Raw genomic sequence first — 24,011 nt, 5'->3', positions numbered from 1 at the left:
TTTGAATGTCTCAAATGCGGCATCCAATGCGGCCTGATCGGCATAGGCGCACGCTGAAGCGTTCACTGCTGTCGGAGCTTCAGGAGTCACTGCCGCAGGAGCTGTGATGGTGAAGTCTCGGCTGATGGTGGTCTCGTAGCATTTGTCGGTCACTTTATAGGTAACTGTCACCGTGCCTCCATCGCATAATTTCGGAGCTTCAGGATTTCCTTGGATCTCTCCTTTCGCATCGCATCCTCCGCTCACTTTAAAGCCCTGTTTGAAGGTCTCAAATGCGGCATCCAATGCGGCCTGATCGGCATAGGCGCACGCTGAAGCGTTCACTGCTGTCGGAGCTTCAGGAGTTACGGCTGCTGGAGCTGTGATGGTGAAGTCTCTGCTGATGGTGGTCTCGTAGCATTTGTCGGTCACTTTATAGGTAACTGTAACTGTTCCTCCATCGCATAATTTCGGAGCTTCAGGATTTCCTTGGATCTCCCCTTTCGCATCGCATCCTCCGCTCACTTTAAAGCCTGATTTGAATGTCTCAAATGCGGCATCCAATGCGGCCTGATCGGCATAGGCGCACGCTGAAGCGTTCACTGCTGTCGGAGCTTCAGGAGTTACGGCTGCTGGAGCCGTGATGGTGAAGTCTCTGCTGATGGTGGTCTCGTAGCATTTGTCGGTCACTTTATAGGTAACTGTAACTGTTCCTCCATCGCATAATTTCGGAGCTTCAGGATTTCCTTGGATCTCCCCTTTCGCATCACATCCTCCGCTCACTTTAAAGCCTGATTTGAATGTCTCAAATGCGGCATCCAATGCGGCCTGATCGGCATAGGCGCACGCTGAAGCGTTAACTGCTGTCGGAGCTTCAGGAGTCACTGCCGCAGGAGCGGTAATGGTGAAGTCTCTGCTGATGGTGGTCTCGTAGCATTTGTCGGTCACTTTATAGGTAACTGTCACTGTTCCTCCATCGCATAATTTCGGAGCTTCAGGATTTCCTTGGATCTCTCCTTTCGCATCGCATCCTCCGCTCACTTTAAAGCCTGATTTGAATGTCTCAAATGCGGCATCCAATGCGGCCTGATCGGCATAGGCGCACGCTGAAGCGTTCACTGCTGTCGGAGCTTCTGGAGTTACGGCTGCTGGAGCCGTGATGGTGAAAGTTGCTGAACATGTTTTCTCTAAACCGCAATCATCAGTCACTTTGAAGTTTACTGTTACGGTTCCACCACATAAAAGCGGAGGAGTTAAATTTTCTAATCCTGAGGTTACTAAAGTTCCGTTGCCTCCTGAAGCTGTAAAACCTTGTTTGAAGATTTCAAAAGCAGCGTCAACTGCAGCCTGATCGGCATAAACACAAGAACTTTTTAAATTATCTTCAGGACAAGCTATATTGAGAGGTGTTGGCGGAGTACTTGTTACAAGTACATCATCTGCCTTTTTACATCCATTAATAGGATCGGTAACTGTTAATGTATAAGTTCCAGCCTTATCAACTGTTGGCGTTAAAGTATCACCTCCTGAAACAATGTTTCCATCCAATGTGCTCCATAGATAAGTAGCATTAGGCGTACTTGACGAGCCCGACAATTGTATTGACGTTATCAAACAAGTTAAAGCTTTATCTCCTCCTGCATTAACATTTGGCGGTTCTTTATTTTCAAGAACTGTGACTGTTTTTTTAGCAAAGCAGCCTTCTAAATTTGTATAAGCATATACTGTATAAACTCCCTTAACAGATACAACTGGTGCATTTCCTGGTATAAAAGGTCCATCGGCTATACCATCAGGTGAAGGCCCGTACCATTTTATAGTAGCATTTGCTGGAGTTGGAGTTGCTGTTAAAGTAGCTGTTGGATTATTACAGGTCAATGGGTTACTAACATTACCTACGACGGCTACATCTGTAATATTTCCGAATAAAAAAGGTCCTGAAAAATCTTTTAACTCTGCAGTAAATGAAGATGAAGATCTCGTTTTTACTAGCAGAGAACCTAATAAATTTGAACAAGGACTCTGGTTAACATTTCGGCTATCGAGTCCTAACGCTGTCAAATTAAGTCCAAACTCTGTAAACTGTAAGGCTTTATAATTATCTTGAAAATTGGCTTGCGAACCTTCTAAAGTTCCCCAAGGCGGCCCTAATGTAGCAGCTGATACATTCACAACTGCAAAAACATTTGTAAGTATACCTCCTCCTTTTGCTTTTATTTCAGCATATCCATAAGGAGGCGCGCCATTACCTTGGTCAAAAACACCAGTTAGATCAAATGGTCTATTAGGTCTTGAGTTAAAATTAGCAATATCAGCACTAGACATCCAAACTCTTACGCTACCAAGTGGTTTTGTTCCACCATTTTCAAAATCGATGGCAACAAGCACGTCACCAGGGACAAGTATTTTTCCGGTTGCATCAAAAGTCCAAGCTGTGTGTCCTGCTTGACTACCTGTACCAACTAATGCGCTACCGTTAAAACTTACTTCTGTTCTAAAAAATTCAAAATCAAAATGTGAATTCCCATCGGAAGAAATTTTAGATGCTCCTCCGTATCCCCATAAAATTCCGTTAGGATTAATTGCTAATGCGGCTGGAGATAAATCTCTTCTTAAATAACCGTATACATCTACAATATCATCCTTTTGAGGAATACTACCTGAACCTAAAGACCAAGTAGTTGGGTTATCACCATTCTTGTTAGAACTTCCAGAAAAAGTACTAGAGTCGTTGTTATTTTGCGTTGAATTTCCATCACGCCCATAAACAGCATCAATCCACAAATAATTACCAACCATGGTATTTTTGGGTTTCGACATTCTTTTTTCGAATGTAAAATTATTATTCGCCTGGATTGATGTTTTTAACCCCGCCGCATTAGTCTGATCGATAACATTTTGACCGGTTCCATTAGCAAAAGCAGAGCTAAAAAACCAGTCATCATAAATACCCGAAACCGTTGGAGGGACTAAAAATTGTTCTTTGTTTGCATAAACATCAGCATCAATACCAAAATTAGCTTGTACAGCTGCTCCAGATATAGCTTGTGAATGCAAATAAGGTTGGAAAGAAAATAGCATAAAAAGTACCGTCAAGTAAAATTGATACTTTTTGTGCAAACTAATTTTCGCCAAGTTAAAATTTGGGAAAACTAAAATAATAAAATAACAACGAAAGATTTTACACAGTTCATGTATAATCTTCATGTAATAAAAAATAGTTTTTTTCATAATAATAGTATTTAGAATACCATTACATTAGCAAAAAACCAGATAGTTTACAGATTTGGTAATTACATGTAAATAATAAACCATCTTCAAAAGTTATGAAGCACAAAATCTAAAAAACTCTTATAAAAAAGACTTGACCCTCAGAAATAAATCTGACATTTAACGATCGGGGGAAAAACATTTGTTAAAATTAGTTAATAACATAAATGCTCTCCATTAAAAAGAAGTAAAATCGATATCATTCAATAATAATCGATGAACGGAATGCAATAATAAGAAAAGTAGTATGTAATAAATAAAAAACAGGTCTTATTCATTTTCAAAAATAAAAAATAAATACCTGTTTTTTATTATTTTCTCAAAAAACACCGCGCTAAAATAGAACAATTCAAAATAAGGTAATTCAAAATATTAATTTCGTAATTACTTCGTTTTAGTTTTTAGTAATATTTTATTAAAAAACAGTGCGTGATACGGAAGCGAATTTTCCCAATAATCCCAAGTATGAGCTCCTGCGCGTTCTGTATAATCGTGGTCAACTTTATTGTAAACCAATCTTCTGTGCAATTCTCTATTTGGCTCAATTAGAAAATCATCTACTCCGCAATCTATTATTAGAGGCAATTTGTTCACTTTTATTTTATCAGCCATTCTTAGAACAGAATTTTGCTCATACAATTCCGTACTTCCACTTTTATCACCAAAAACAGGTTGCATTAATTTTACAATTTGAGCCGAAGAATCTCTATTTAACATCGTACTCATATCTACCGCACCGCTCATACTTCCAGCTGCACAAAACAAATCAGGATGTCTGGCCGACAAATATAATGCACCATGACCTCCCATTGAAAGCCCAGTGATTACTCTTCCGTTTCTATTAGCAATTGTTTTATAGGTTTTATCTACTTTCTGAATCACTTCCTGCGTAATAAAAGTCTCAAACTGACTTTCTTTATTTACAGGGCTATCAATATAAAAACTAAACGTCTCTCCTTCTGGCATTACGATAATCATATTGTATTGATCTGCAAGATTATGCACCAATTTTTTGTTTGGAGTATTTTTAAGCCAATCGCTAAAATGTCCGTATGCACCATGCAACAGATACATAACTGGAAAAGCAGTTTTGCTTTTGGCATAAGAATTTGGCAGAACTACCGCAGCTTTATAGGTTTTTCCCATTGCGGTACTAGCAACTTGAAGTGTGTCTACTTTTGCAGCATATGTCATCGTGGTAAGACAAAGCAAAAATGCAGACAATAGCATTTTAAATTTCTTCATTTTGATATTTTTTTTCTGATTAGGGTCTGTAAATATAACTTTTTTCAGAATAAAATATATGAAAAATCCGACTGGTTTTTGATGCCACGAATTACACAAATTTTCACTAATTTACTTAAATCACTCTCTTCTAAAAAATTAGCAGCTAAATGGAAAAGATTAAAAAAATCCGACCGGATTTAAACCGATCGGATTTTTATTTCTTCAATCAATTATAAAATTTAATTCGTGCCAATTGGTGTAATTCGTGGCAAAAAAACATTAACTAATAATAATCTTATGTTCGTGACGGTATTGTGAAGCGCTTTTACCAGTATATTGCTTAAACGATTTACTAAAGTGGCTGAAGTTATTAAATCCGCTTTCGTAACAAACTTCGTTAATGCTCATCGGTTGTTCTGCCAAAAGCTTAGAAGCATGTACTAAACGATATTCATTTACAAACTCTGTAAATGTTTTGTTTGAAATCTTCTTAAAATAACGACAGAAAGAAGGCGTAGTCATACTTACCAGACTCGAAACTTCGTCTATAGAAATAGATTCCTGAAAATGATCTTTCACAAAATTGAAAACCACATTCATACGATCGTTATCTTGAGTCTGAAGTTCCATCGAAAATCCGTCTGCATTTAAAATGGTATACTCCTCAGCCGATTCCAATTCGTCCAAAACACTCAAAAGTGTAATAAGTCTTTGAAATGGAGGTTCGTTTTCCATCATTTCAATTTTCTTTCCGATACGTTTTTTCGTTTCACCGCCAAAAGCTATTCCACCTTTAGCTTGTTTCAAAATATTTTGCACCTTTTTCATTTCAGGAGCAACAAAAAAATCGCTTCCTAAAAATTCAGGCTTAATATGGATAACAGTTTCCGTTGTATTTCCTGTCTGCTCATTTGTAAAACCGCAGTGCGGCAAATTAGCTCCTATTAAAAGTAAACTACCATTGGTATAATAAGAAACATGGCTTCCTATTTGTCTTTTTCCGGCCCCACCATTTATATAGACCAACTCAATTTCTGGATGATAGTGCCATAAATGAGCTTTGCTATTGGTCTTTTCGGCGTGTTTAGCGTAGGTAAAAGAACTTCCGTATGAGTTAGTTATCACTTCAAGAGCTGGGGCAATTGTCTTCATGATAATTTCTTTAAAAAATAATAGCAAATTTAACAAAATCACCTAAAATAATTTAAATTTTAACCTATAACGGTTTCGTAAATGCGAATTTTACATTAAAATAACGTTCTTAACACTGAAAAATTTATATCAAAATCGGATTTTTTTTAGGGTCTTATTTTTTTTTCTCCCTTTTTTTCTATTTATCCCATTTAAAACCCGATTTTATACCAATATGTTAAAATTTGTAAGAAAGATGGAAAATTTAAGAAGTATTCAGTTTTTGAAAAACTTTGAATAAAAACAATCAAATTAACAAAAACACAACATTAAAGTCAAATTTTAACATATAACGGTTTCGTAAATGAGAATATAGCATATAAATTGGAAAATATAGATGTTAAAATACCACACATGCTGCTATAACTTTGCCTCAGAGAAATGAACGAAAAAAATTTAATACTATAGAATATGAAAAAGATAATGAAATTAAGTTTAGTATGTGCAGTACTTCTAACAGGAATGAGTACTTATGCAATTGATGGAAATGAAGCGTTAAATCTTCATGTATTAAAAGGAAATGGCAAGGTAATTGCTTTTGGAATTAATCAATTACAAAAAGCAGTTATTAGTATATATGATACAAATGGTAATTTAATCTATACTGAAAATGCTTCTGGTAAAACTGGAATCTTAAGAACTTTCAGTTTAGAAGAATTTCCACAAGGAAAATACATTTTAGAAGTTGCTGATAACTTCAAAAAAGTACAATACGATATCACTGTAAACGCTAACAGTTCTGTTTTGTCTTCAAAAGGAACTGTTTCTGTTAACTAAGAAAATATTAAGGTTAAGTGCAATTCTTCACGGCACTTAAAACTTTATACTCTAATACAGTATAAAAAGTGAGGTTAGATAGTTAGTAAGTTAAAAACTTTCAAAAGTTTTAAAAACAGCTCTTTGTGGTTACTGAGCTGTTTTTTTTTTGCTTTATACTTTTGAGTTTATTCAACCGCAAAGATTTTTTACCGCAAAGACGCAAAGATTTACGCAAAGTTCACAAGGTTTTTTTATCAAAGATCATGCATACAAATACAAAGTTCGCAAAGCTTAATCTAGATAAAGCTTCGTGAACTTTTTTATTCTATAAAATTTACTCGAAAAAAGCCTTTGTTAACTTTGCGCAACCTCTGCGCCCTTTGCGTTAAAATACACAATCCAAATAAAAACTTAGAATCTTAGTATCTCAAAACCTTAGCATCTTTCAAAACTTCCTACATTTTTTTAAGAAATCGTTATGCCATTGTAAATTAAAAACAATTAAAAACGTTGAAAAATAATAGGCGTTTTAGCAAAAACACTAAAAATAATTCAAATTTTAACATATAACGGTTTCGTAAATGAGAATATAGCATCGAAATCAGCAAATACAGTATTGATTTTTTACTTACAACTGAAGTAATTTAGCATCAGAGAATTAGAACTATTAATTTAAAAACTAAATACCATGAAAAAGATTGTTAGATTGAGTTTAGTAGCAGCATTGCTTTTCACAGGAATTAGCACATATGCAATTGATGGAACAGCAGATTTTAACCTGCATGTTATTAAAGCTAATGGTAAAATGATCACATTTGGACTTAACCAAACACAAAAAGCCAACTTAGCTATTTATGACAAAGACGGATCTCTAATTTATTCTGAAACCGCTTCAGGTAAAGACGGAATTCTAAGAACTTTCAGCCTAGAAGAATTTCCAGAAGGAACTTATTTCTTAGAAGTAGAAAACGATACAAAAAAAGCAAAATACGAAATCACAATAACTGACGATTCTTCTGTTTTATCTAAAAACGCTGTGTCATCAGTTTACAAAGCAGGTTTTGCTAAAAATACAAGTGTGGCAACACGCTAAAAAAGTTTATGCTTTCATAAAGTATAAAAGTGAGGTTAGATAGTTAGTAAGTTTAAAAACTTTCAAAAGTTTTAAAAACAGCTCTTTGTGGTTATTGAGCTGTTTTTTTTTGTTTTTTTTTACCGCAAAGACGCTAAGGTGTCTACGCGAAGTTCGCAAAGTTTTCTTTCCACAAAACTTTGCGAACTTTTTCGCTTTTATAAAACTCTTGGACAATAATTCTTAGCGCTCTTTGCGTATCCCGATAGCTATCGGGATTACGAGCTTTGCGGTTAAACCCACATTCTATATGTAAATAAATTCTTAGCTCACTGTAAACTAAAAATCAAGCAAAACATTAAAAAATAACAACTGAATTAACAAAAACATTAAAAATAATTCATGTTTTAACCTATAACGGTTTCGTAAATGAGAATATAGCATAGAAATAGGAAAATACAGTTGCGCTTTTTCATGTATCACATAAGTAATTTAGCATCAGAGAATTAGAACTATTAATTTAAAACTAAGTACCATGAAAAAAATTGCAAAATTGAGTTTAGTAGCAGCGTTGCTTTTCACAGGAATAAGCACTTACGCAATTGATGGAAATGGAGAATTTAATCTTCATGTATTAAAAGCTAATGGAAAACTGATCACTTTCGCACTTAACAAAGTACAGAAAGCCAATTTAGCTATTTATGACAATGATGGAACTTTAATTTATTCTGAAAGCGCCTCTGGAAAAGATGGAATTTTAAGAACTTTCAGTCTAGAAGAATTTCCTGAAGGGACTTATTTCTTAGAAGTAGAAGACAACATGAAAAAAGCAAAATATGAAATTACAATTAATGATAATGCTTCTTTATCAAAAAATGCAGTTTCATTGGTTTACAAATCAGGTTTTGCTAAAAATTCAAGTGTTGCTGCGCGCTAAGAATTTATACGCTAAAAAAGGTATAAAACAAGGTTAGAAAATTTAAAAATTACGTTATAAGAAACAGCTCTTTGTGGTCATAGAGCTGTTTTTTTGTTTAAGTGCAAAAGCAAAATCTTATTGCGAAACCATTTTCTGAAAATTATTCTTATTAATTCAATTCTTTGATTTTTAAGTGTTAAAAAAAGTTTTCTAAAAACAAATCCAAAAGCCCAGTAATTACGTACATAGTTCAAACAAAATGCCGAAATAATTACAATTCAACAACTTAAGCGTTTAAAAATGCTTATTTATTGCTAAAAATTAAATTTGTATTTGTAGTTTTACGCGTTCCACATTTAGTAATTAACAATTTAAAAAAAACATGACAAAATTTACCAAAGCTGGTTTAGTTGCTGCCTTTTTTTTAGCGACTGTGTTTACCTACGCCATTGATGGAAAGGGTGATTACATTTTAAATATCAAAACAGGAAACGGAAAAGTAGTTAGCTTTACTTTAGACACTGTAGAAAATGCATCTTTCTCTATCTACGACGAGAATCACAACTTACTTTATGCGGGAGAATCTGCAGCAGACAAATTAGAAGTTTCAAAAACAATTAGTTTAGAAAGTTTTCCTGCTGGAACTTATGTTCTTGAAGTGAAAGCAAACGACAAAGTTGCGAAACACGAAATTAAAGTTGCTGCGAAAAAAGTTAAGACTGTAAAGTTAGATCAATCTGTAAACCAGAGTCCATCTTTCCGTCGTTAATTTTTTGCCCTAAAAATTAGAAAAGCAGCTCGTACCAGGAGCTGCTTTTTTTGTTTTTCATTCTATTTATCAATTCTTTTCTCGATAAAATCTTTCGAGTTTAAAGAAGTTACTACTTTTTTTCCTGTTTTAGATTCCAATTCGTTTAGAGCAACTTTAGCAACATTCCCTCCTTGTTTTGCTACTTCCCTACTTTCATCAAAATTTTCAGGTTTTGTCGCATTTGAAATATCTTTAGTAGACGCTTCTGCAAGCATATTCAGAATTAATTCAGTATTAGACATATTATCTCGCAGATTCTCCTTTTTCAGTCCTTTTAGTATTTTATATTCTTTAGTTGTTTTTCCAGACCAGGTTTTTGAAATAATATCTGTTAAAATGGCAAACTCCATTCCTTCCTTAACACCTCTGTTTTTCCATTCTCTAGTCAATTCATTTCGAATTTCGATACTTTTTAATCTCTGATTAATCCAACTTTCTGAATAACCTAGCTGCATATATTGTTCTAAAGCTCGATCTATCGTGATTTCAGGATCTTGCATTTCATCTAAACGTTCAGATGCAATTTGTGCAAGCCATAATTTAAAGGGCTCTGCTTTAGGAGAGGGAATAGATTGTATTAATCTAAATAATTGTTCCGTATCTGCGACATCTGTCTTATAATATTTACCATCGGCGGCTTGCATTTTCAGTTGACTACAATTTATAGTCAACTCACTTCCTTCTTTCTTTAAACGAAGTTTTAGTACACTCCAATACTTTCTTGCATTAAGACTATCAGTTAATACTTGTATAACATCAATAATAGAAAAATACCATTTTTCTTGTTCTTCGTCCCAAACTGTCCTTACTTTCTTCTTTTCAAATATTTGAATAACTCCTTCTTCTTTCATTTTTCTTTAATATTCTTTATTTCACAAAAACAAGAAAAAACCTTCATTTTTTTTATCATAAGTTTTAAACGACAATTCTCAACAACAAATTTAAGTATAAACCAGCTCAAATAAATTGTCTCCTTATTTATATTTTCCTTTCAAATCCGAACCCATTTTTACCAGCTTCCAAAAAAGCGTGGTCTCTGATGAAAAAATTATTTTCTCCGATTCTTTATAGACAGAAGAATGCATAAAAGCATAAATATAATCTAAGAAATCTATCAGCTTGAAACTCTGTCGATACTCTGGACGCACCTCTTCACTGTTGGCAAGACAAACATTTCCAGATTCTTTTTCTTCTAAAAAGAGTAACCCTAAATGATCTGCAAAGATTTTTATAACATCATCATTTACAATTATTATTTCCGAAGCTGATTTTTGAAATAAAACATCGAAAGAAAAAGATGGCTCAATATTGATTTGTTTTATTTGTTGAATACAAAATTCCAAATCTGCATCATTTGCAAGCGCAATTTTGCTTTTCTCATTGTCCAAAACCTCTATTCTATTCAGATATTCCTGTATTGTCATTTTGATATTCTTTACTTATATAAAGTTATTATATAAAATGAAGCTGCAAATCATTTTCTGTCAATATCTGCAAAGCATTTAAAATCAATTGCTTTTAAAAATGTAATATAACAGGTTTTATTTACAAAACATCGTCTAAACTTACTTCATATTATTGATTTCCATATATTTGTACACTAAAATTGCATTAAGCATACAATAAAAATAAATAAGTGAAGTTTATAATTGTTTTTACAACTGTTTCTTGCAGTGCAAAGATTTTCAAAAACAATTAATGAATACGATTAAATACCACAACCAAAACTAAAAAACCATGCAGAGAAAACTAGCTATTTTAGTATTGTTAATCGTATTTTCATTTCGTGCAGCTGCGCAAAATGAAACCTATTATAGAACCGATAAAGTCGGCGAAAAATACGCCTATGTAGATGTCATAAAAACCTACGAAAGGGTTGCGGCAAAAGGCTACAAATCTGTAGACTTATTTCAAAAACTAGGAAATTCATCGTATACAAACTGCGAACTTGAAAAAGCAGCCGAATGGTACACTAAACTTTTTTCTCTTACCACAGATTTAGAACCTGTATATTATTACCGCTACGCAGAATCATTACGTTTTATTTGTGAAAACGCAAAAGCCGATGCTTTATTAGAAAAACTAAAGCGTAAACCAAAAACAACGATAAAAAAGAAAGTTTAGCAACATTCTTCTCAGATGAAGAACTTTTTTTGTCTAAAAAAATTAACTGTTTAGTAATTTACTCTTTTTAAACGCAATACCTTTTCTAATTAAATAAGCATGATAAGAACTTGGAATATCATGCTGCCAATTCGGTAATATTAAAATGATCAGTATTACATCCAAATGAGATATTAATCCCATAATTATTGCTAATGCAAATGGAAATCCTGTATGTCCGAAACCTAAAATTGACGTAAAAGCAGCAAGTAGCGTTAAGCCCCAAATTTTTGAAAGAAAAGCATGGGTACAGGTTTCTTTCCTAAATTTAATGAAACTGATTAGGTAGCATAAAATTTCCATTCCGAAAAGCAACCCTATATAATAAATGTTTGCATTAATAAGTTGAGGATATATAAACCACGAACTAACTCCTATTGAAACCCAAAACAGCATATCGACCTGGCTATCCAATCGTCGTAATTTTTCTGTTGAAATATTTTGTTTTCGGGCAATTATTCCATCAAAAATATCACTAAACAAACCGATATACATAAGAATCAAAATTGCTAAAGCACCATTTTCGCCAAATTTCCAGCCAAGAAATAAAATTACGGGCGCCATTAAAAGCCTTAAAAGAATAAGTAACTGAGGAATATTCATCTGTTTTTTATATAAATAAATTCGCTCAAATATATTACTTTTTAAATATGTTTAGACAACTAAAGCTTTTTAGAAATGAGGCTATTTGTTATTTAAAATAAGACCCCAAAAATCTTGTCATTTATGACAAACTGGATAAAATAAACTTTATGTTCACGAGCAAGACACTCACAATAGCGAAGCAAATTTATTTTCAATATATTTGAGATATGAATGACAACACAAAAGATATATCGATCAGGCAAGCTGTAAATACAGATTTACCTAAACTTGCCGAATTTCTACAACATTTAGTGCATGCAGAAAGACCTTTCGACGTAACATTAAAAGAAGGAGAGATTTTTTATTATAGTATAGAGGATTTTATTTCTGACCCCAAGTCAGAACTTTTGGTTATAGACTTTAACAATCAAATTATTGGTTGTGGATATGCACAAATCAGACAAGCTAAACCTTATCAAAAACATGAATTTTTCGGGTATCTTGGTTTTATGTTTGTAGATCCAAAATTTAGAGGACGTGGTCTTAATAATCTATTAATCGATCATCTTAAGAAATGGGTTTTATCTCAAGGAATAACCGAAGTTAGATTAGATGTATATCATGACAACGAAGCCGCTGTCAACGCTTATAAAAAGGCAGGATTTGAACCAATATTAACAACAATGCGTTGCGATATAAGCCAAATGGGTGAGAATATTTAACCGCAACATTTAAACACAATATTTGTCATTTCTGACGTAAGGAGAAAATAATACCATTTTCTTATTTGCTATTCCAAAACGATATAAACATAGCCCGTGGTTTCAACCACGGGATCGCAATATTGTCTTGCTCGTATTGTGTACCCGTGGTTGAAACCACGGGCTATATTTGATAATAGGATTATTTTATGAAATTTATTAAATGACTCAGATTCTTAAAAACCTGCATAAAAGCCTGAAAGGTTAACAGCTATAAAATAGGGCAACGCCCTATCAGCCCTATCAGAATGTCCTATCACATAGCACTTAATGTAACTCTAAGCCCTGAAAGGGCGATAGACATTCTCATTATCTAATAGCTTACGCCCTTTCAGGGCTTTCTTATTGGTGTTATTACAGACATTGGGCTTTACCCAATGCTGGGTGATTAAAGACCTTCGGCCTTATTTATAATTTCATTCAAATAAAAAAACCTCTCATTTCTGAGAGGTTTCAATATTAATTAAGCGTCCTAAAATATCGAACGTTTGAATCAAAATTCTACATATTCCTTCTATACTGCCCACCAACCTCAAACAACGCCGAAGTAATCTGCCCCAAAGAACAAACCTTTGTAGCTTCCATTAAATGGTCGAATAAGTTTTCGTTTTTAATAGCGGCTTGCTGTAATGTATTTAAATGTTCGTTTACTTTTGCTTCGTGGAAATTATGCAAATTATCCAACATCGTAATCTGGTATTGTTTTTCTTCTTCTGTGGCACGAATCACTTCAGCCGGAATTACCGTTGGAGAACCTTTTGAACTCAAGAACGTGTTTACACCCACGATTGGGAAATCTCCGTTGTGTTTTAAGGTTTCGTAATACAAACTTTCTTCCTGAATTTTAGAACGTTGATACATCGTTTCCATTGCGCCCAAAACTCCGCCACGTTCTGTAATTCTATCAAATTCTTGAAGAACTGCAGCTTCAACTAAATCAGTTAATTCTTCGATGATAAACGAACCTTGAATTGGGTTTTCGTTTTTAGCTAAACCTAATTCTTTATTAATAATCAGCTGAATCGCCATGGCACGACGTACAGATTCTTCTGTTGGCGTTGTAATGGCTTCGTCGTAAGCATTGGTGTGCAATGAATTACAGTTATCATAAATGGCATATAAAGCCTGTAGAGTCGTTCTAATATCGTTGAAATCAATTTCCTGCGCGTGTAAAGAACGTCCAGATGTCTGAATATGATATTTCAGCATTTGTGCTCTTTCGTTGGCTCCGTATTTGTTTTTCATGGCTTTTGCCCAAATCTTACGCGCCACACGACCAATTACTGAATATTCTGGATCAACTCCGTTTGAGAAGAAGAACGATAAATTTGGTCCAAAATCGTTGATGTTCATGCCACGGCTCAAATAATATTCCACGTAAGTGAAACCATTTGAAAGCGTAAAGGCCAATTGCGTAATTGGGTTTGCTCCTGCCTCGGCAATATGATACCCTGAAATGGAAACCGAATAGAAATTACGAACGTTTTTAGTAATAAAATATTCCTGAACGTCGCCCATTAAACGCAAAGCAAATTCGGTTGAGAAAATACAAGTATTCTGCGCCTGATCTTCTTTTAAAATATCGGCTTGAACCGTTCCACGAACTTGAGCTAAAGTTTTTACTTTTATTTCATTATACACTTCCAAAGGTAAAACCTGATCTCCCGTAACGCCCAAAAGCATTAATCCTAAACCATTGTTTCCTGCTGGAAGTTCGCCTTGATATTTCGGTCTTTCGATTCCTTTATCCTTATATAATTTGTTGATTTTAGCTTCAACCTCTTTTTCTAAATCATTTGCTTTAATGTAAATCTCACATTGCTGATCGATTGCCGCATTCATAAAGAAACCTAAAAGCATTGGCGCAGGCCCATTAATTGTCATACTTACCGAAGTCAATGCATGAACTAAATCGAAACCTGAATATAGTTTTTTAGCATCATCTAGACAGCAGATTGAAACTCCCGCATTTCCAATTTTTCCGTAAATATCCGGACGCAAATCTGGATCGTTTCCGTACAAAGTTACGCTGTCAAAAGCCGTAGAAAGACGTTTTGCAGGCATTCCCGCACTTACATAATGAAAACGTTTATTGGTTCTTTCTGGTCCGCCCTCGCCCGCAAACATTCTTGACGGATCTTCTCCTTCACGTTTAAACGGATACAATCCTGAAGCAAACGGAAATTCTCCAGGAACATTTTCCTGTAAATTCCAACGCAAAATATCGCCCCATCCTTCATATTTAGGTAAAGCAATTTTCGGAATCTGTAAATGGGATAAACTCTCCGAATGCGTGGCAATCTTGATTTCTTTATCACGAACTTTAAATGAGTAAACTGGATTTTTGTATTTCGCTACTTTTTCATCCCAATTCAGAATAATTTCCCAATTGTACGGATCTAAGTCCATTTTTACTTTATCAAACTGATTTAGTAAAAGATTTAAAAAGATTCTGTTTTCATCGTGTTCTGCAATTCCGCTTGGCAAAACTGTAGAATCGTCGATTCCTGCTTTGGTAATCTGCGGAACTTTTCCAGAAACCGATTCTATGGTTTTGAAAATTCCATATAATTTCTGAGCTACTTTTTGTTGCGAAATGGCTGTTTCATCATAATTTCTGTTATTCTCTGCAATTTCAGATAAATAACGCGTTCTTCCAGGAGGAATCACGAAGATTTTCTCGCTCATTTCTTTTGTGATGGTAAAAGTCGATTTCAAATCTGAAGCCGTTTTTTCAACCACTTTATCCATAATTGCTTTGTAAAGCGTGTTCATTCCAGGATCGTTAAACTGCGAAGCAATTGTTCCGAAAACTGGCATTTCGTCTGGACTTTTATCCCAAAGATTATGGTTTCTCTGATATTGTTTTTTCACATCGCGCAAAGCGTCTAATGCTCCACGTTTATCAAATTTATTTAAAGCTACTAAATCGGCAAAATCAAGCATGTCGATTTTTTCCAATTGTGTTGCCGCTCCAAATTCTGGCGTCATTACATATAAAGAAACGTCTGAATGATCCATAATCTCCGTATCAGACTGACCAATTCCTGAAGTTTCCAGAATAATCAAGTCATATTTTGCTGCTTTCAAAACCTGAATCGCTTCGGCTACATATTTAGACAAAGCCAAGTTTGACTGACGTGTCGCCAGTGAACGCATATATACACGAGGATTATTAATCGCATTCATACGGATTCTGTCTCCTAAAAGTGCTCCTCCTGTTTTTCTCTTCGAAGGATCGACAGAAATTAATCCGATTGTTTTTTCTGGGAAATCAATTAAAAATCGGCGAACCAATTCGTCAACCAAAGAAGATTTTCCTGCTCCTCCTGTTCCTGTAATTCCTAAAACTGGAATTTTAGAAGTCGTATTATTTTCATGAATTTTATCAAAAACAGGTTTTGCAATTTCTGGAAAGTTCTCTGCTGCCGAAATTAAACGCGCAATTGCCGTTGGAACTTTATTTTCGATATGATCGATTTCCCCGTTCAATTTATCACCAATAGAAAAATCAGCACGCTGTACCAAATCGTTAATCATTCCTTGTAAACCAAGAGAACGTCCATCATCTGGAGAATAAATTCTTGTAATACCATATTCATGTAATTCCGAAATTTCGCTTGGCAGAATTACACCGCCTCCACCTCCGAAGATTTTAATATGCCCCGCTCCTTTTTCGCGAAGCAAATCATACATATATTTAAAGTATTCGTTGTGTCCGCCTTGGTAAGAAGTCATTGCAATAGCATTGGCATCTTCTTGAATCGCGGTATTTACCACTTCTTCAACGCTTCTATCGTGTCCAAGGTGAATAACTTCAACTCCCGTAGACTGAATAATACGACGCATAATGTTGATGGCAGCATCATGACCGTCAAAAAGTGAAGCAGCTGTGACAATTCTTACTTTATTTTTAGGAATATATGGTATTTGTTGTTCCATTTTATGAATATGATAATTTTAAGCGACCAATGTACAAAATATTTTAATATTTGATCAGTCAAATAACATTATGTTAATAAATAAGAAAATATTTTTTCTTCAATATAAAGGTAACAATTCTCAACACGTGCCAACAATAGTTAAAGAAAACTTAAAGACATGGCAATTTCGCAACATTTAAACAAAATCAGGAAACATGTTTTAACTATTCCAATAGTAATTTAGCAATGTAGAAAACCCCAAATTTTTACCTAAAAACTTACATAGAAAAGTAATAACGTAAAAATTAAAAAAATGAGAACATTATATTCATTCACCGTAATTTTAAGTTTGAGTTTTTTTGTATTTTCTTTTAACAGAATTGAAAAAAGTAATTTTACACATACAAATACAAAAGCTTCAAATCATTTAACCGTTTACTACAATCAGAAGGATGTAAACGAAATTTCGAACGACTTCTTTAAAAGATATTCAGATTTAAGAAAATATAAGTCTGATGTAATGTCGTTGTACAAAAACAGAACACTTGGAACGATTTGGTTTGACGAGGATGAAATCAGTGAATTTGGCTCTGTTTTGTATGAAAAAGCAAAAAAAACAAACGATTTGATCATTCCTTATCAAAAAGAAATCGATCAATTGTTTAGTGCTTCGTCAGATAAAAGCACACTTTCTCAAACTGATGCCGATATGCTTTTAAGTTCTTTGTATGTCGTATACACTAAAAAAAGTAACGCTGACAAAAAAAGAATTGCTTACGATACAATGCTGAAAGATTTCTTAAACTATAGCACATTAGAAGAGCAAGAAACAGCCACAGCTGCAACAAATGAAAAAGTAGAATTTGACCAGTATTACAAATTGCAAGACGCTCTCAAAAAATACAAAAGATTAGAAAAATCCAGCAAGTATAAACCTATTGTTCCGGAAGAATCTCCATACAAAGAATTGCGTCCAGATGCGGTTTCAAGCACTATTGCGCAAGTTAGAACTCGTTTGTATTTATTGGGAGATTTAAAAACCGATTCTAAAAGCAATGTTTATGATCGTGAATTGATGGATGCTGTAATGAAATACAAAGTCCGAAACGGATTTAAACCTAATTACATTTTGGCAGAGGAACACATTAACGAAATGAATATTCCGCTAGAAGATAAAGTTGCAACTTTAAAAATTAATATGGAGAGATGCCGTGAGATTTCGGCTTTAATTGCCGCTAGCGATGAGTATGTATTAGTAAATGTTCCTTCTTATGAATTGATTTATGTAAAAAACGGAAAAGTTCAATTGACTTCGCCCGTATTTGTCGGCGCGCCTTTAACTAAAACAACCATTTTTAATGGCGAAATTGACCGAATCGTTTTTAGTCCATATTGGACAGTCCCTCAAAGTATTGTACAAAATGAATTAAGATCTAAAATTGCTGCAGATCCAAATTATCTTGCAGAAAAAAATATGGAGATGGTTAACGGTCAAGTAAGACAAAAACCAGGGCCCGACAACTCTTTAGGATTAGTAAAATTTATGTTTCCAAATCCTGATGATATTTATATGCACGATACGCCATCTAAAACTTTATTCGATTTTGAAAAAAGAACTTTCAGCCACGGATGTATTAATGTAAAAATGGCTAAAGAACTAGCAGTTGCCATGCTGAAAGATTATCCAGAATGGACTCAGGCAAAAATAGATAAAGCTATGGCTGGTAAAGTAGAAAACAGTTTTAAACTGACAAAAAAAGTACCAATTTACATTACTTATTTTACTTCATTGGTAAATGAAAAAGGAGAAGTTGGTTTCTTTCAAGATGTTTACGAAAAAGATGCCAATCCAAACGGTGAAACGATTCCCGACACTGTAATTGTAAATTAATAATTTACGCCAATAATTTTAAGAGAGGATTTATCAAATTTGTTTTGATAGATCCTCTTTTATATTAATGAACAAAAAAATCCTAAAGTATTATTATTAAATCTTTTGAGGGTAATAACGGCTTTAAATTCTCCTTTATTTTGCAGTACAATTCAAGTCCCATTTTTGTAAATGTTTAAAACTAAACTATTATGAAAACAAATAATACAGAAGGTCTTTCAATGTTTGAAATAAACGTTTTAATTCAACAGGGAGGAAAGTTTATAATGTTTCCTTTCATTATTTCTAAAATGGTAAAAAAGATTAAGAAATCTAATATTTATTTTATACGCCCAAATGAAGGCACATTTAAATATGCCTTAAAACATTTTCTTTTGAATTTATCGCTAAGCTTGCGTTTTTTCCCTTTTGCCCCAATTTATATCGCTATATCATTATTTTATTTAATGAAAGGCGGGAAAGATTATACTGAAACTATATTAAAAGATTTAGACACCAATAGACCTGTTTATACGCCACAATTAAAAGTATCATATTGATATAAGTTTCAAAAACTTTCCCTTTAGAATCACCTTATAGTTTTATAAGGTGATTTTTTATTTAATATAAAACACTAAAAATCAACAAGATTTATTCTTATTTTAGCTTTATCTTTTTTAACCTAAAAAAACAATCTATGGAAGATTCAAACGAGTTAATACAAAGAAAAAGCTGGCTAAACCGAAACTGGAAATGGCTTATTCCCAGCGGATGCTTAACTCTTTTAATATTATTTGGCTTATTTATTGGAGGGATTTTTTATGAAGTTACTTCCATAATAAAAGATTCTGAGGCTTATAAAGAATCAATGACAGCTGTACAGAATAATAAACTCGTAGTTGAAAAACTTGGATCTCCCATAGAAACAGACGGCATGGTTTCTGGAAATGTCACTTCAACCAATGATGTGCGCACTTGCGATGTACAGGTTCCGCTAAAAGGTCCAAAAGGCAAAGCAACTTTATTTGTTGTTGGCGAAAAAAGAGGAAAATGGAAATATCGCGAAATGTCTGTTTATATTGAAAGTACAAATGAAAAAATAGATTTATTGCAGAAATAAAAATCTATCGTCCCAAACAAAAATTATAAAATGAAATCTTTTATCAGTCTATTCTTTGGACTTTTTCTGTATGTCTCTTCTTTTGCACAATCTGCCGAAAATTACAAAGTTTACGCCAATCAAATTAAACAATTCTCAAAACCGACAAGAGTATTACGTAATGAAATTAATGCGGAGAGAAATGGCTTTATCGAATTTACAAATCCTAAAAATCAAATATTGCGTTTTCGAGTGCAGCAGAATAAACTCCAACTGGGATCTTGCCGTATCGCTTTTGAAATATATTATTATGAAAATAATTATTTGAGAAGAATTGAATCGCTTGACAGCAGCGGAAATTTAATAGGATGCAACTTAAAACTAAACGGAGAAGCTGTTACAGAATATATTGTTGAAAAACCTTCTTTGTATCTCCAAAAAAAGAAACTGATTGATGGTGCCGAAGGAAATATTGATATGAAAGATGATTCTGAAGAAAAAATCATTCGCGTTCAATATTTTGATGCTAGTAATAAACCTATAATGCTGCCAAAGCCTGTTTACATTTCGAGTAAAACCTATTGGCAGGATAATATTCGAATGGCTTGGCCATAAATTGGGGTGCTAAAAAAATTGAGGCTCTAAGTTGCTAAGTTCTCTTATGTTAAGTTTACAACAAAATGTTAGTTTGCTTAAAATAAAATTGTGGCGTTGTTTTTGAATAAGTAGTATTTTTGAAACTTAAATAAAACCCCATAATGAAAAAGATTTTACTATTAGCCGTTACATTTTCGCTTACTTCTTGCGCACAGGTACAACAGACTTTAAATCAATTGCCTCAAATCGCATCGCAGATTCCGACTACAGGAACTGTAGACATTGCTTCTGGATTAAAAGAAGCTTTAAATAAAGGTATTACACAACAAGTGAGTAAATTAACCGCTGTAGATGGTTTTTATAAAAACGAAGCTGTAAAAATTTTAATGCCCGAAGAATTACAAAAAGTAGATGCAACTCTACGTAAAGTAGGTTTAAGTTCTCTTGCAGATGAAGGAATCAAAATGCTGAACCGCGCTGCAGAAGATGCTGTAAAAGAAGCAACTCCAATTTTTGTTACAGCAGTAAAAAATATGACTTTTACAGATGCCAAAAACATTCTTTTGGGAAGTGACAACGCTGCTACAAGTTATTTACAAGGCAGTACAACAACAGCATTATATGCCAAATTTAACCCAGTAATCAAAAGTTCTTTTGAAAAAGTAGGCGCCGATGCTGTTTGGACAAAAATTATAACAAAATACAACACTATTCCATTAGTAAAAAAAGTAAACCCAGATTTGACTGATTATACAACCAATCAAGCTTTGTCTGGTGTTTTTAAAATGATTGCTGTTGAAGAAAAAGATATCAGAAACAACATCTCTGCAAGAACAACACCTTTATTACAAAAGGTTTTTGCAATGCAGGATGGAAAATAGTTTTTTCTTGTAAGGTGCAAAGGGACAGAGTTATAAAGGGACAAAGCTTCCTTTGCAACTTTGAACCTTTGTAACTTTGCAACTAACCAAAAACAAAAGACCGAAATGCAAAAAATTACCATACTCATTCATTGTAAAGACCAGAAAGGAATTATAGCAGCAGTGACTACTTTTATTGCTAAGGTAGAAGGAAACATTACCTACATCGATCAGCATGTTGATGTAGAGCAGAATGTATTTTTTATGCGTTTAGAATGCGAATTTACCAATCAAGGCAATAATATTGAAAATATAAAAGAAGAGTTCAGCAAGACTATCGCTGCAGACTTTGATATGTCTTGGGATTTGTACAATCAAGAGCAAAAGCCCAAAATGGCTTTGTTTGTTTCTAAATATGATCACTGTTTATTTGACATTTTAGGACGTTATAGTGCCGATGAATTGGGTGTGGAGATTCCGATGATTATAAGCAATCATAACGATTTGCGATCAATTGCTGAGCGTTTTGATATTCCATTTCACTATGTTCCTTTTACAAAAGACAACAAAGAAGAAGGCGAAGCAAGACAAATTGAACTTTTGAAAAGGTATCAGATCAATTTTATTGTTTTGGCGCGCTACATGCAGATTGTGACTCCAAAAGTGATTTCGCTTTACGAAAACAAAATCATTAATATCCACCATTCGTTTTTACCTGCTTTCCCGGGTGCAAAACCGTATCATTCGGCTTTTAAACGCGGTGTAAAAATCATTGGAGCTACAAGCCATTACGTTACAGAAGAATTAGACGAAGGTCCAATTATCGAACAAGATATTGCAAGAGTTTCTCATATTCACTCTGTAGAAGATTTTATCATGAAAGGCCGTGACTTGGAGCGTATTGTTTTGGCAAGAGCAATCAAACTGCACGCCGAAAGAAAAACAATGGTTTATAGTAATAAGACGGTGGTATTTTCTTAGGCTCAAAGAGGCAGAGGTTCAAAGGTACAGAGGCTTTTCTTTACCTAAAAAACTTCGACTTCGCCCAGTCTAACAATAATCATCTCAAAATAACAAACCCGACAAGTTTTAAAAACCTGTCGGGTTTAATTTTATAAATCTAGTTCAGAAAACCTTTGTCTCTTTGAACCTTTGCTCCTCTGAACCTAAAAAAACTTATCTCGCTTTAATCGCCAATCTCGGGTCATCAAAGGCATTCACCTCATCCATTGTCATTCCTAACGCATTTGCTACGCCGGCACCATACGCTGGATCGGCTTGATAGCAGTTTCTGATGTGACGGACTTGAATAAATTTCTGCGCTCCTCCTACTTGTGCAGCTGTGTTTTTAAACAAAAGCTGTTTTTTTTCCTCAGTCAGCAAGTTGAACAAAAGTCCTGGCTGAGTGAAATAATCATTATCGTCTTCTCTAAAATTATGAGCATAAGCATCGCCGTAAATTGCCAATGGTGGTTCTTTTACTTCTGGCTGTTCCTGCCATTCCCCAAAACTGTTTGGTTCGTAATGTTTTCTTCCTCCATAATTTCCGTCTACACGCATTGCTCCGTCTCTGTGGAAACTGTTATACGGACATCTAGAAGCATTTACTGGAATCTGGTAATTGTTTACTCCTAAACGGTAACGATGAGCATCTCCGTAAGAAAACAAACGTCCTTGAAGCATTTTATCTGGAGAAAAACCAATTCCAGGAACTACGTGAGCTGGATTAAAAGCTGCTTGTTCTACTTCGGCAAAATAATTTTCTGGATTTTTATTCAATTCAAATTCTCCAACTGGAATTAGCGGAAAATCTCCCTTCAACCAAACTTTCGTTAAGTCGAATGGGTGAAAACGATAGTTTCTTGCCTGCTCTTCTGACATAATCTGAACAAACATTTTCCATTTCGGGAAGTTTCCTTCTTCAATGGCATTAAATAAATCCCTTTGATGGCTTTCTCTATCTCCGCCCACCAATTTAGCGGCTTCTTCATCAGATAAATTTTCGATTCCTTGTTGTGAAACCAAATGGAATTTTACCCAATGTCTTTCGTTTTGCGCATTGATGAAGCTAAAAGTGTGGCTTCCGAAACCGTGCATTTCTCTATATGATCTCGGAATTCCGCGGTCACTCATTACAATTGTAACTTGATGAAGAGCTTCTGGCAATAAAGTCCAAAAATCCCAATTATTATCAGCACTTCTTAAATTGGTTTTTGGATCGCGTTTTACAGCATGATTCAAATCGGGAAATTTCATTGGATCACGGAAAAAGAAAACTGGCGTATTGTTTCCTACCAAGTCCCAATTTCCTTCATTTGTATAAAATTTCATGGCAAAACCACGAATGTCTCTTTCGGCGTCAGCAGCGCCTCTTTCTCCTGCAACAGTCGAAAAACGAACAAACATTTCTGTCTTTTTACCAATTTCAGAAAACAAGTCTGCTTTAGAATATTTGGTAATGTCGTGTGTAACAGTAAAAGTTCCGTAGGCTCCAGAACCTTTGGCATGCATTCTTCTTTCCGGAATTACTTCTCGGTCAAAATGTGCCATCTTTTCTAAAAACCAAAAATCTTGTAATAAAACAGGTCCGCGAGGGCCAGCTGTTTGAATGTTTTGATTGTCTGGAACGGGAGTTCCAGTTGCAGTTGTTAATTTTTTGTTTGATTCCATATTGCTGATTTTTAACATTTTATCAAATATACAAACTTATCCTTAGTATATTCATAAGTAAAATTGATTGTTATTATATTTTAATAATAAAAAATTATTTTACGTTGCAGAAAGCTCAAAACAGCCATTTTTCAAATCTTAACTTATGACCAACAAAGTAATAACAAAACCTTAACAGCATAAAATTGATATATGTCGGACATTTGTAATGTAATAAACTGGTTATTTATTATTTTGGTTTTGGTTAGTTAAATG

Annotated in this window: 19 protein-coding genes and 1 pseudogene; 12 read left to right on the top strand and 8 right to left on the bottom strand. The window is 34.1% G+C overall.

Annotated features, from left to right (window positions below; genetic code table 11):
* From RB618_RS21910 to RB618_RS21900, 3 genes and pseudogenes are all read right to left on the bottom strand, one after another.
* Positions 1-3,060 (bottom strand): annotated as a pseudogene (locus tag RB618_RS21910) (hypothetical protein); the annotation flags it as partial.
* A gap of 573 nt (positions 3,061-3,633) precedes the next feature.
* Positions 3,634-4,494, bottom strand: a complete 861-nt coding sequence (locus RB618_RS21905) for an alpha/beta hydrolase family protein (RefSeq protein WP_308070761.1) — start codon at positions 4,492-4,494, stop codon at positions 3,634-3,636.
* Between the two features lie 261 nt (positions 4,495-4,755).
* The gene (locus RB618_RS21900; protein WP_095929875.1) at positions 4,756-5,628 is read right to left on the bottom strand and encodes an AraC family transcriptional regulator; all 873 of its coding nucleotides are present in this window, start codon (positions 5,626-5,628) and stop codon (positions 4,756-4,758) included.
* A gap of 450 nt (positions 5,629-6,078) precedes the next feature.
* Between RB618_RS21900 and RB618_RS21895 the strand changes: the two genes are divergently transcribed.
* The 4 genes from RB618_RS21895 (at position 6,079) to RB618_RS21880 (ending at position 9,186) form a co-directional block, all read left to right on the top strand.
* Positions 6,079-6,444, top strand: coding sequence for a DUF3244 domain-containing protein (locus tag RB618_RS21895; RefSeq protein ID WP_308070760.1), 366 nt, complete (start codon positions 6,079-6,081; stop codon positions 6,442-6,444).
* 670 nt (positions 6,445-7,114) lie between these two features.
* Positions 7,115-7,519, top strand: a complete 405-nt coding sequence (locus RB618_RS21890; RefSeq protein WP_308070759.1) for a T9SS type A sorting domain-containing protein — start codon at positions 7,115-7,117, stop codon at positions 7,517-7,519.
* Between the two features lie 514 nt (positions 7,520-8,033).
* Complete coding sequence (locus RB618_RS21885; RefSeq protein ID WP_308070758.1) at positions 8,034-8,435, top strand: T9SS type A sorting domain-containing protein; 402 nt, start codon at positions 8,034-8,036, stop codon at positions 8,433-8,435.
* Positions 8,436-8,799: 364 nt separating this feature from the next.
* Positions 8,800-9,186 (top strand): secretion protein, encoded by a 387-nt coding sequence (locus RB618_RS21880; RefSeq protein ID WP_111375919.1) that lies wholly within the window; start codon positions 8,800-8,802, stop codon positions 9,184-9,186.
* A 62-nt stretch (positions 9,187-9,248) separates the two neighbouring features.
* Here the strand turns inward: RB618_RS21880 and RB618_RS21875 are convergent, their stop codons facing one another.
* Together RB618_RS21875 and RB618_RS21870 are read right to left on the bottom strand one after the other, a co-directional pair.
* A complete protein-coding gene (locus RB618_RS21875; protein ID WP_308070756.1) occupies positions 9,249-10,079 on the bottom strand; it encodes a Bro-N domain-containing protein in 831 nt (276 codons plus the stop codon).
* A 123-nt stretch (positions 10,080-10,202) separates the two neighbouring features.
* The gene (locus tag RB618_RS21870; RefSeq protein ID WP_308070755.1) at positions 10,203-10,652 is read right to left on the bottom strand and encodes a hypothetical protein; all 450 of its coding nucleotides are present in this window, start codon (positions 10,650-10,652) and stop codon (positions 10,203-10,205) included.
* A 313-nt stretch (positions 10,653-10,965) separates the two neighbouring features.
* Between RB618_RS21870 and RB618_RS21865 the strand changes: the two genes are divergently transcribed.
* Positions 10,966-11,352, top strand: a complete 387-nt coding sequence (locus RB618_RS21865) for a flagellar motor protein MotB (RefSeq protein WP_308070754.1) — start codon at positions 10,966-10,968, stop codon at positions 11,350-11,352.
* Positions 11,353-11,394: 42 nt separating this feature from the next.
* On the opposite strand, the gene RB618_RS21860 is transcribed toward RB618_RS21865, so the two are convergent.
* Positions 11,395-11,994, bottom strand: a complete 600-nt coding sequence (locus RB618_RS21860) for a CDP-alcohol phosphatidyltransferase family protein (protein ID WP_308070753.1) — start codon at positions 11,992-11,994, stop codon at positions 11,395-11,397.
* A 209-nt stretch (positions 11,995-12,203) separates the two neighbouring features.
* On the opposite strand from RB618_RS21860, the gene RB618_RS21855 reads away from it, so the two are divergent.
* Complete coding sequence (locus RB618_RS21855) at positions 12,204-12,698, top strand: GNAT family N-acetyltransferase (RefSeq protein WP_308070752.1); 495 nt, start codon at positions 12,204-12,206, stop codon at positions 12,696-12,698.
* A gap of 540 nt (positions 12,699-13,238) precedes the next feature.
* Here the strand turns inward: RB618_RS21855 and RB618_RS21850 are convergent.
* The gene (locus RB618_RS21850; protein WP_308070751.1) at positions 13,239-16,679 is read right to left on the bottom strand and encodes a methylmalonyl-CoA mutase family protein; all 3,441 of its coding nucleotides are present in this window, start codon (positions 16,677-16,679) and stop codon (positions 13,239-13,241) included.
* Between the two features lie 294 nt (positions 16,680-16,973).
* Between RB618_RS21850 and RB618_RS21845 the strand changes: the two genes are divergently transcribed.
* From RB618_RS21845 to purU, 6 genes are all read left to right on the top strand, one after another.
* Complete coding sequence (locus RB618_RS21845) at positions 16,974-18,551, top strand: L,D-transpeptidase family protein (protein ID WP_308070750.1); 1,578 nt, start codon at positions 16,974-16,976, stop codon at positions 18,549-18,551.
* A 191-nt stretch (positions 18,552-18,742) separates the two neighbouring features.
* Complete coding sequence (locus RB618_RS21840) at positions 18,743-19,090, top strand: hypothetical protein (protein ID WP_308070749.1); 348 nt, start codon at positions 18,743-18,745, stop codon at positions 19,088-19,090.
* A gap of 137 nt (positions 19,091-19,227) precedes the next feature.
* A complete protein-coding gene (locus tag RB618_RS21835) occupies positions 19,228-19,650 on the top strand; it encodes a cytochrome c oxidase assembly factor Coa1 family protein (RefSeq protein WP_308070745.1) in 423 nt (140 codons plus the stop codon).
* Positions 19,651-19,680: 30 nt separating this feature from the next.
* Positions 19,681-20,244, top strand: coding sequence for a hypothetical protein (locus RB618_RS21830; RefSeq protein ID WP_308070744.1), 564 nt, complete (start codon positions 19,681-19,683; stop codon positions 20,242-20,244).
* Between the two features lie 143 nt (positions 20,245-20,387).
* Positions 20,388-21,107, top strand: a complete 720-nt coding sequence (locus tag RB618_RS21825; protein ID WP_308070743.1) for a DUF4197 domain-containing protein — start codon at positions 20,388-20,390, stop codon at positions 21,105-21,107.
* A 105-nt stretch (positions 21,108-21,212) separates the two neighbouring features.
* Positions 21,213-22,067, top strand: coding sequence for a formyltetrahydrofolate deformylase (gene purU, locus RB618_RS21820; RefSeq protein ID WP_308070741.1), 855 nt, complete (start codon positions 21,213-21,215; stop codon positions 22,065-22,067).
* Between the two features lie 195 nt (positions 22,068-22,262).
* Here the strand turns inward: purU and RB618_RS21815 are convergent, their stop codons facing one another.
* Positions 22,263-23,756 (bottom strand): catalase, encoded by a 1,494-nt coding sequence (locus tag RB618_RS21815; protein ID WP_308070740.1) that lies wholly within the window; start codon positions 23,754-23,756, stop codon positions 22,263-22,265.
* Between the last annotated feature and the right edge of the window lie 255 nt (positions 23,757-24,011).

This window comes from Flavobacterium sp. LHD-85, assembly GCF_030929595.1.
In the GTDB taxonomy this organism is placed as follows: domain Bacteria; phylum Bacteroidota; class Bacteroidia; order Flavobacteriales; family Flavobacteriaceae; genus Flavobacterium.
This window is presented reverse-complemented; position numbering and strand designations above follow the sequence as displayed.

Coding starts and splice junctions, on each gene's coding strand:
- RB618_RS21905 (WP_308070761.1), bottom strand. CDS start 4,494: ATGAAGAAATTTAAAATGCTATTGTCTGCATTTTTGCTTTGTCTTACC.
- RB618_RS21900 (WP_095929875.1), bottom strand. CDS start 5,628: ATGAAGACAATTGCCCCAGCTCTTGAAGTGATAACTAACTCATACGGA.
- RB618_RS21895 (WP_308070760.1), top strand. CDS start 6,079: ATGAAAAAGATAATGAAATTAAGTTTAGTATGTGCAGTACTTCTAACA.
- RB618_RS21890 (WP_308070759.1), top strand. CDS start 7,115: ATGAAAAAGATTGTTAGATTGAGTTTAGTAGCAGCATTGCTTTTCACA.
- RB618_RS21885 (WP_308070758.1), top strand. CDS start 8,034: ATGAAAAAAATTGCAAAATTGAGTTTAGTAGCAGCGTTGCTTTTCACA.
- RB618_RS21880 (WP_111375919.1), top strand. CDS start 8,800: ATGACAAAATTTACCAAAGCTGGTTTAGTTGCTGCCTTTTTTTTAGCG.
- RB618_RS21875 (WP_308070756.1), bottom strand. CDS start 10,079: ATGAAAGAAGAAGGAGTTATTCAAATATTTGAAAAGAAGAAAGTAAGG.
- RB618_RS21870 (WP_308070755.1), bottom strand. CDS start 10,652: ATGACAATACAGGAATATCTGAATAGAATAGAGGTTTTGGACAATGAG.
- RB618_RS21865 (WP_308070754.1), top strand. CDS start 10,966: ATGCAGAGAAAACTAGCTATTTTAGTATTGTTAATCGTATTTTCATTT.
- RB618_RS21860 (WP_308070753.1), bottom strand. CDS start 11,994: ATGAATATTCCTCAGTTACTTATTCTTTTAAGGCTTTTAATGGCGCCC.
- RB618_RS21855 (WP_308070752.1), top strand. CDS start 12,204: ATGAATGACAACACAAAAGATATATCGATCAGGCAAGCTGTAAATACA.
- RB618_RS21850 (WP_308070751.1), bottom strand. CDS start 16,679: ATGGAACAACAAATACCATATATTCCTAAAAATAAAGTAAGAATTGTC.
- RB618_RS21845 (WP_308070750.1), top strand. CDS start 16,974: ATGAGAACATTATATTCATTCACCGTAATTTTAAGTTTGAGTTTTTTT.
- RB618_RS21840 (WP_308070749.1), top strand. CDS start 18,743: ATGAAAACAAATAATACAGAAGGTCTTTCAATGTTTGAAATAAACGTT.
- RB618_RS21835 (WP_308070745.1), top strand. CDS start 19,228: ATGGAAGATTCAAACGAGTTAATACAAAGAAAAAGCTGGCTAAACCGA.
- RB618_RS21830 (WP_308070744.1), top strand. CDS start 19,681: ATGAAATCTTTTATCAGTCTATTCTTTGGACTTTTTCTGTATGTCTCT.
- RB618_RS21825 (WP_308070743.1), top strand. CDS start 20,388: ATGAAAAAGATTTTACTATTAGCCGTTACATTTTCGCTTACTTCTTGC.
- purU (WP_308070741.1), top strand. CDS start 21,213: ATGCAAAAAATTACCATACTCATTCATTGTAAAGACCAGAAAGGAATT.
- RB618_RS21815 (WP_308070740.1), bottom strand. CDS start 23,756: ATGGAATCAAACAAAAAATTAACAACTGCAACTGGAACTCCCGTTCCA.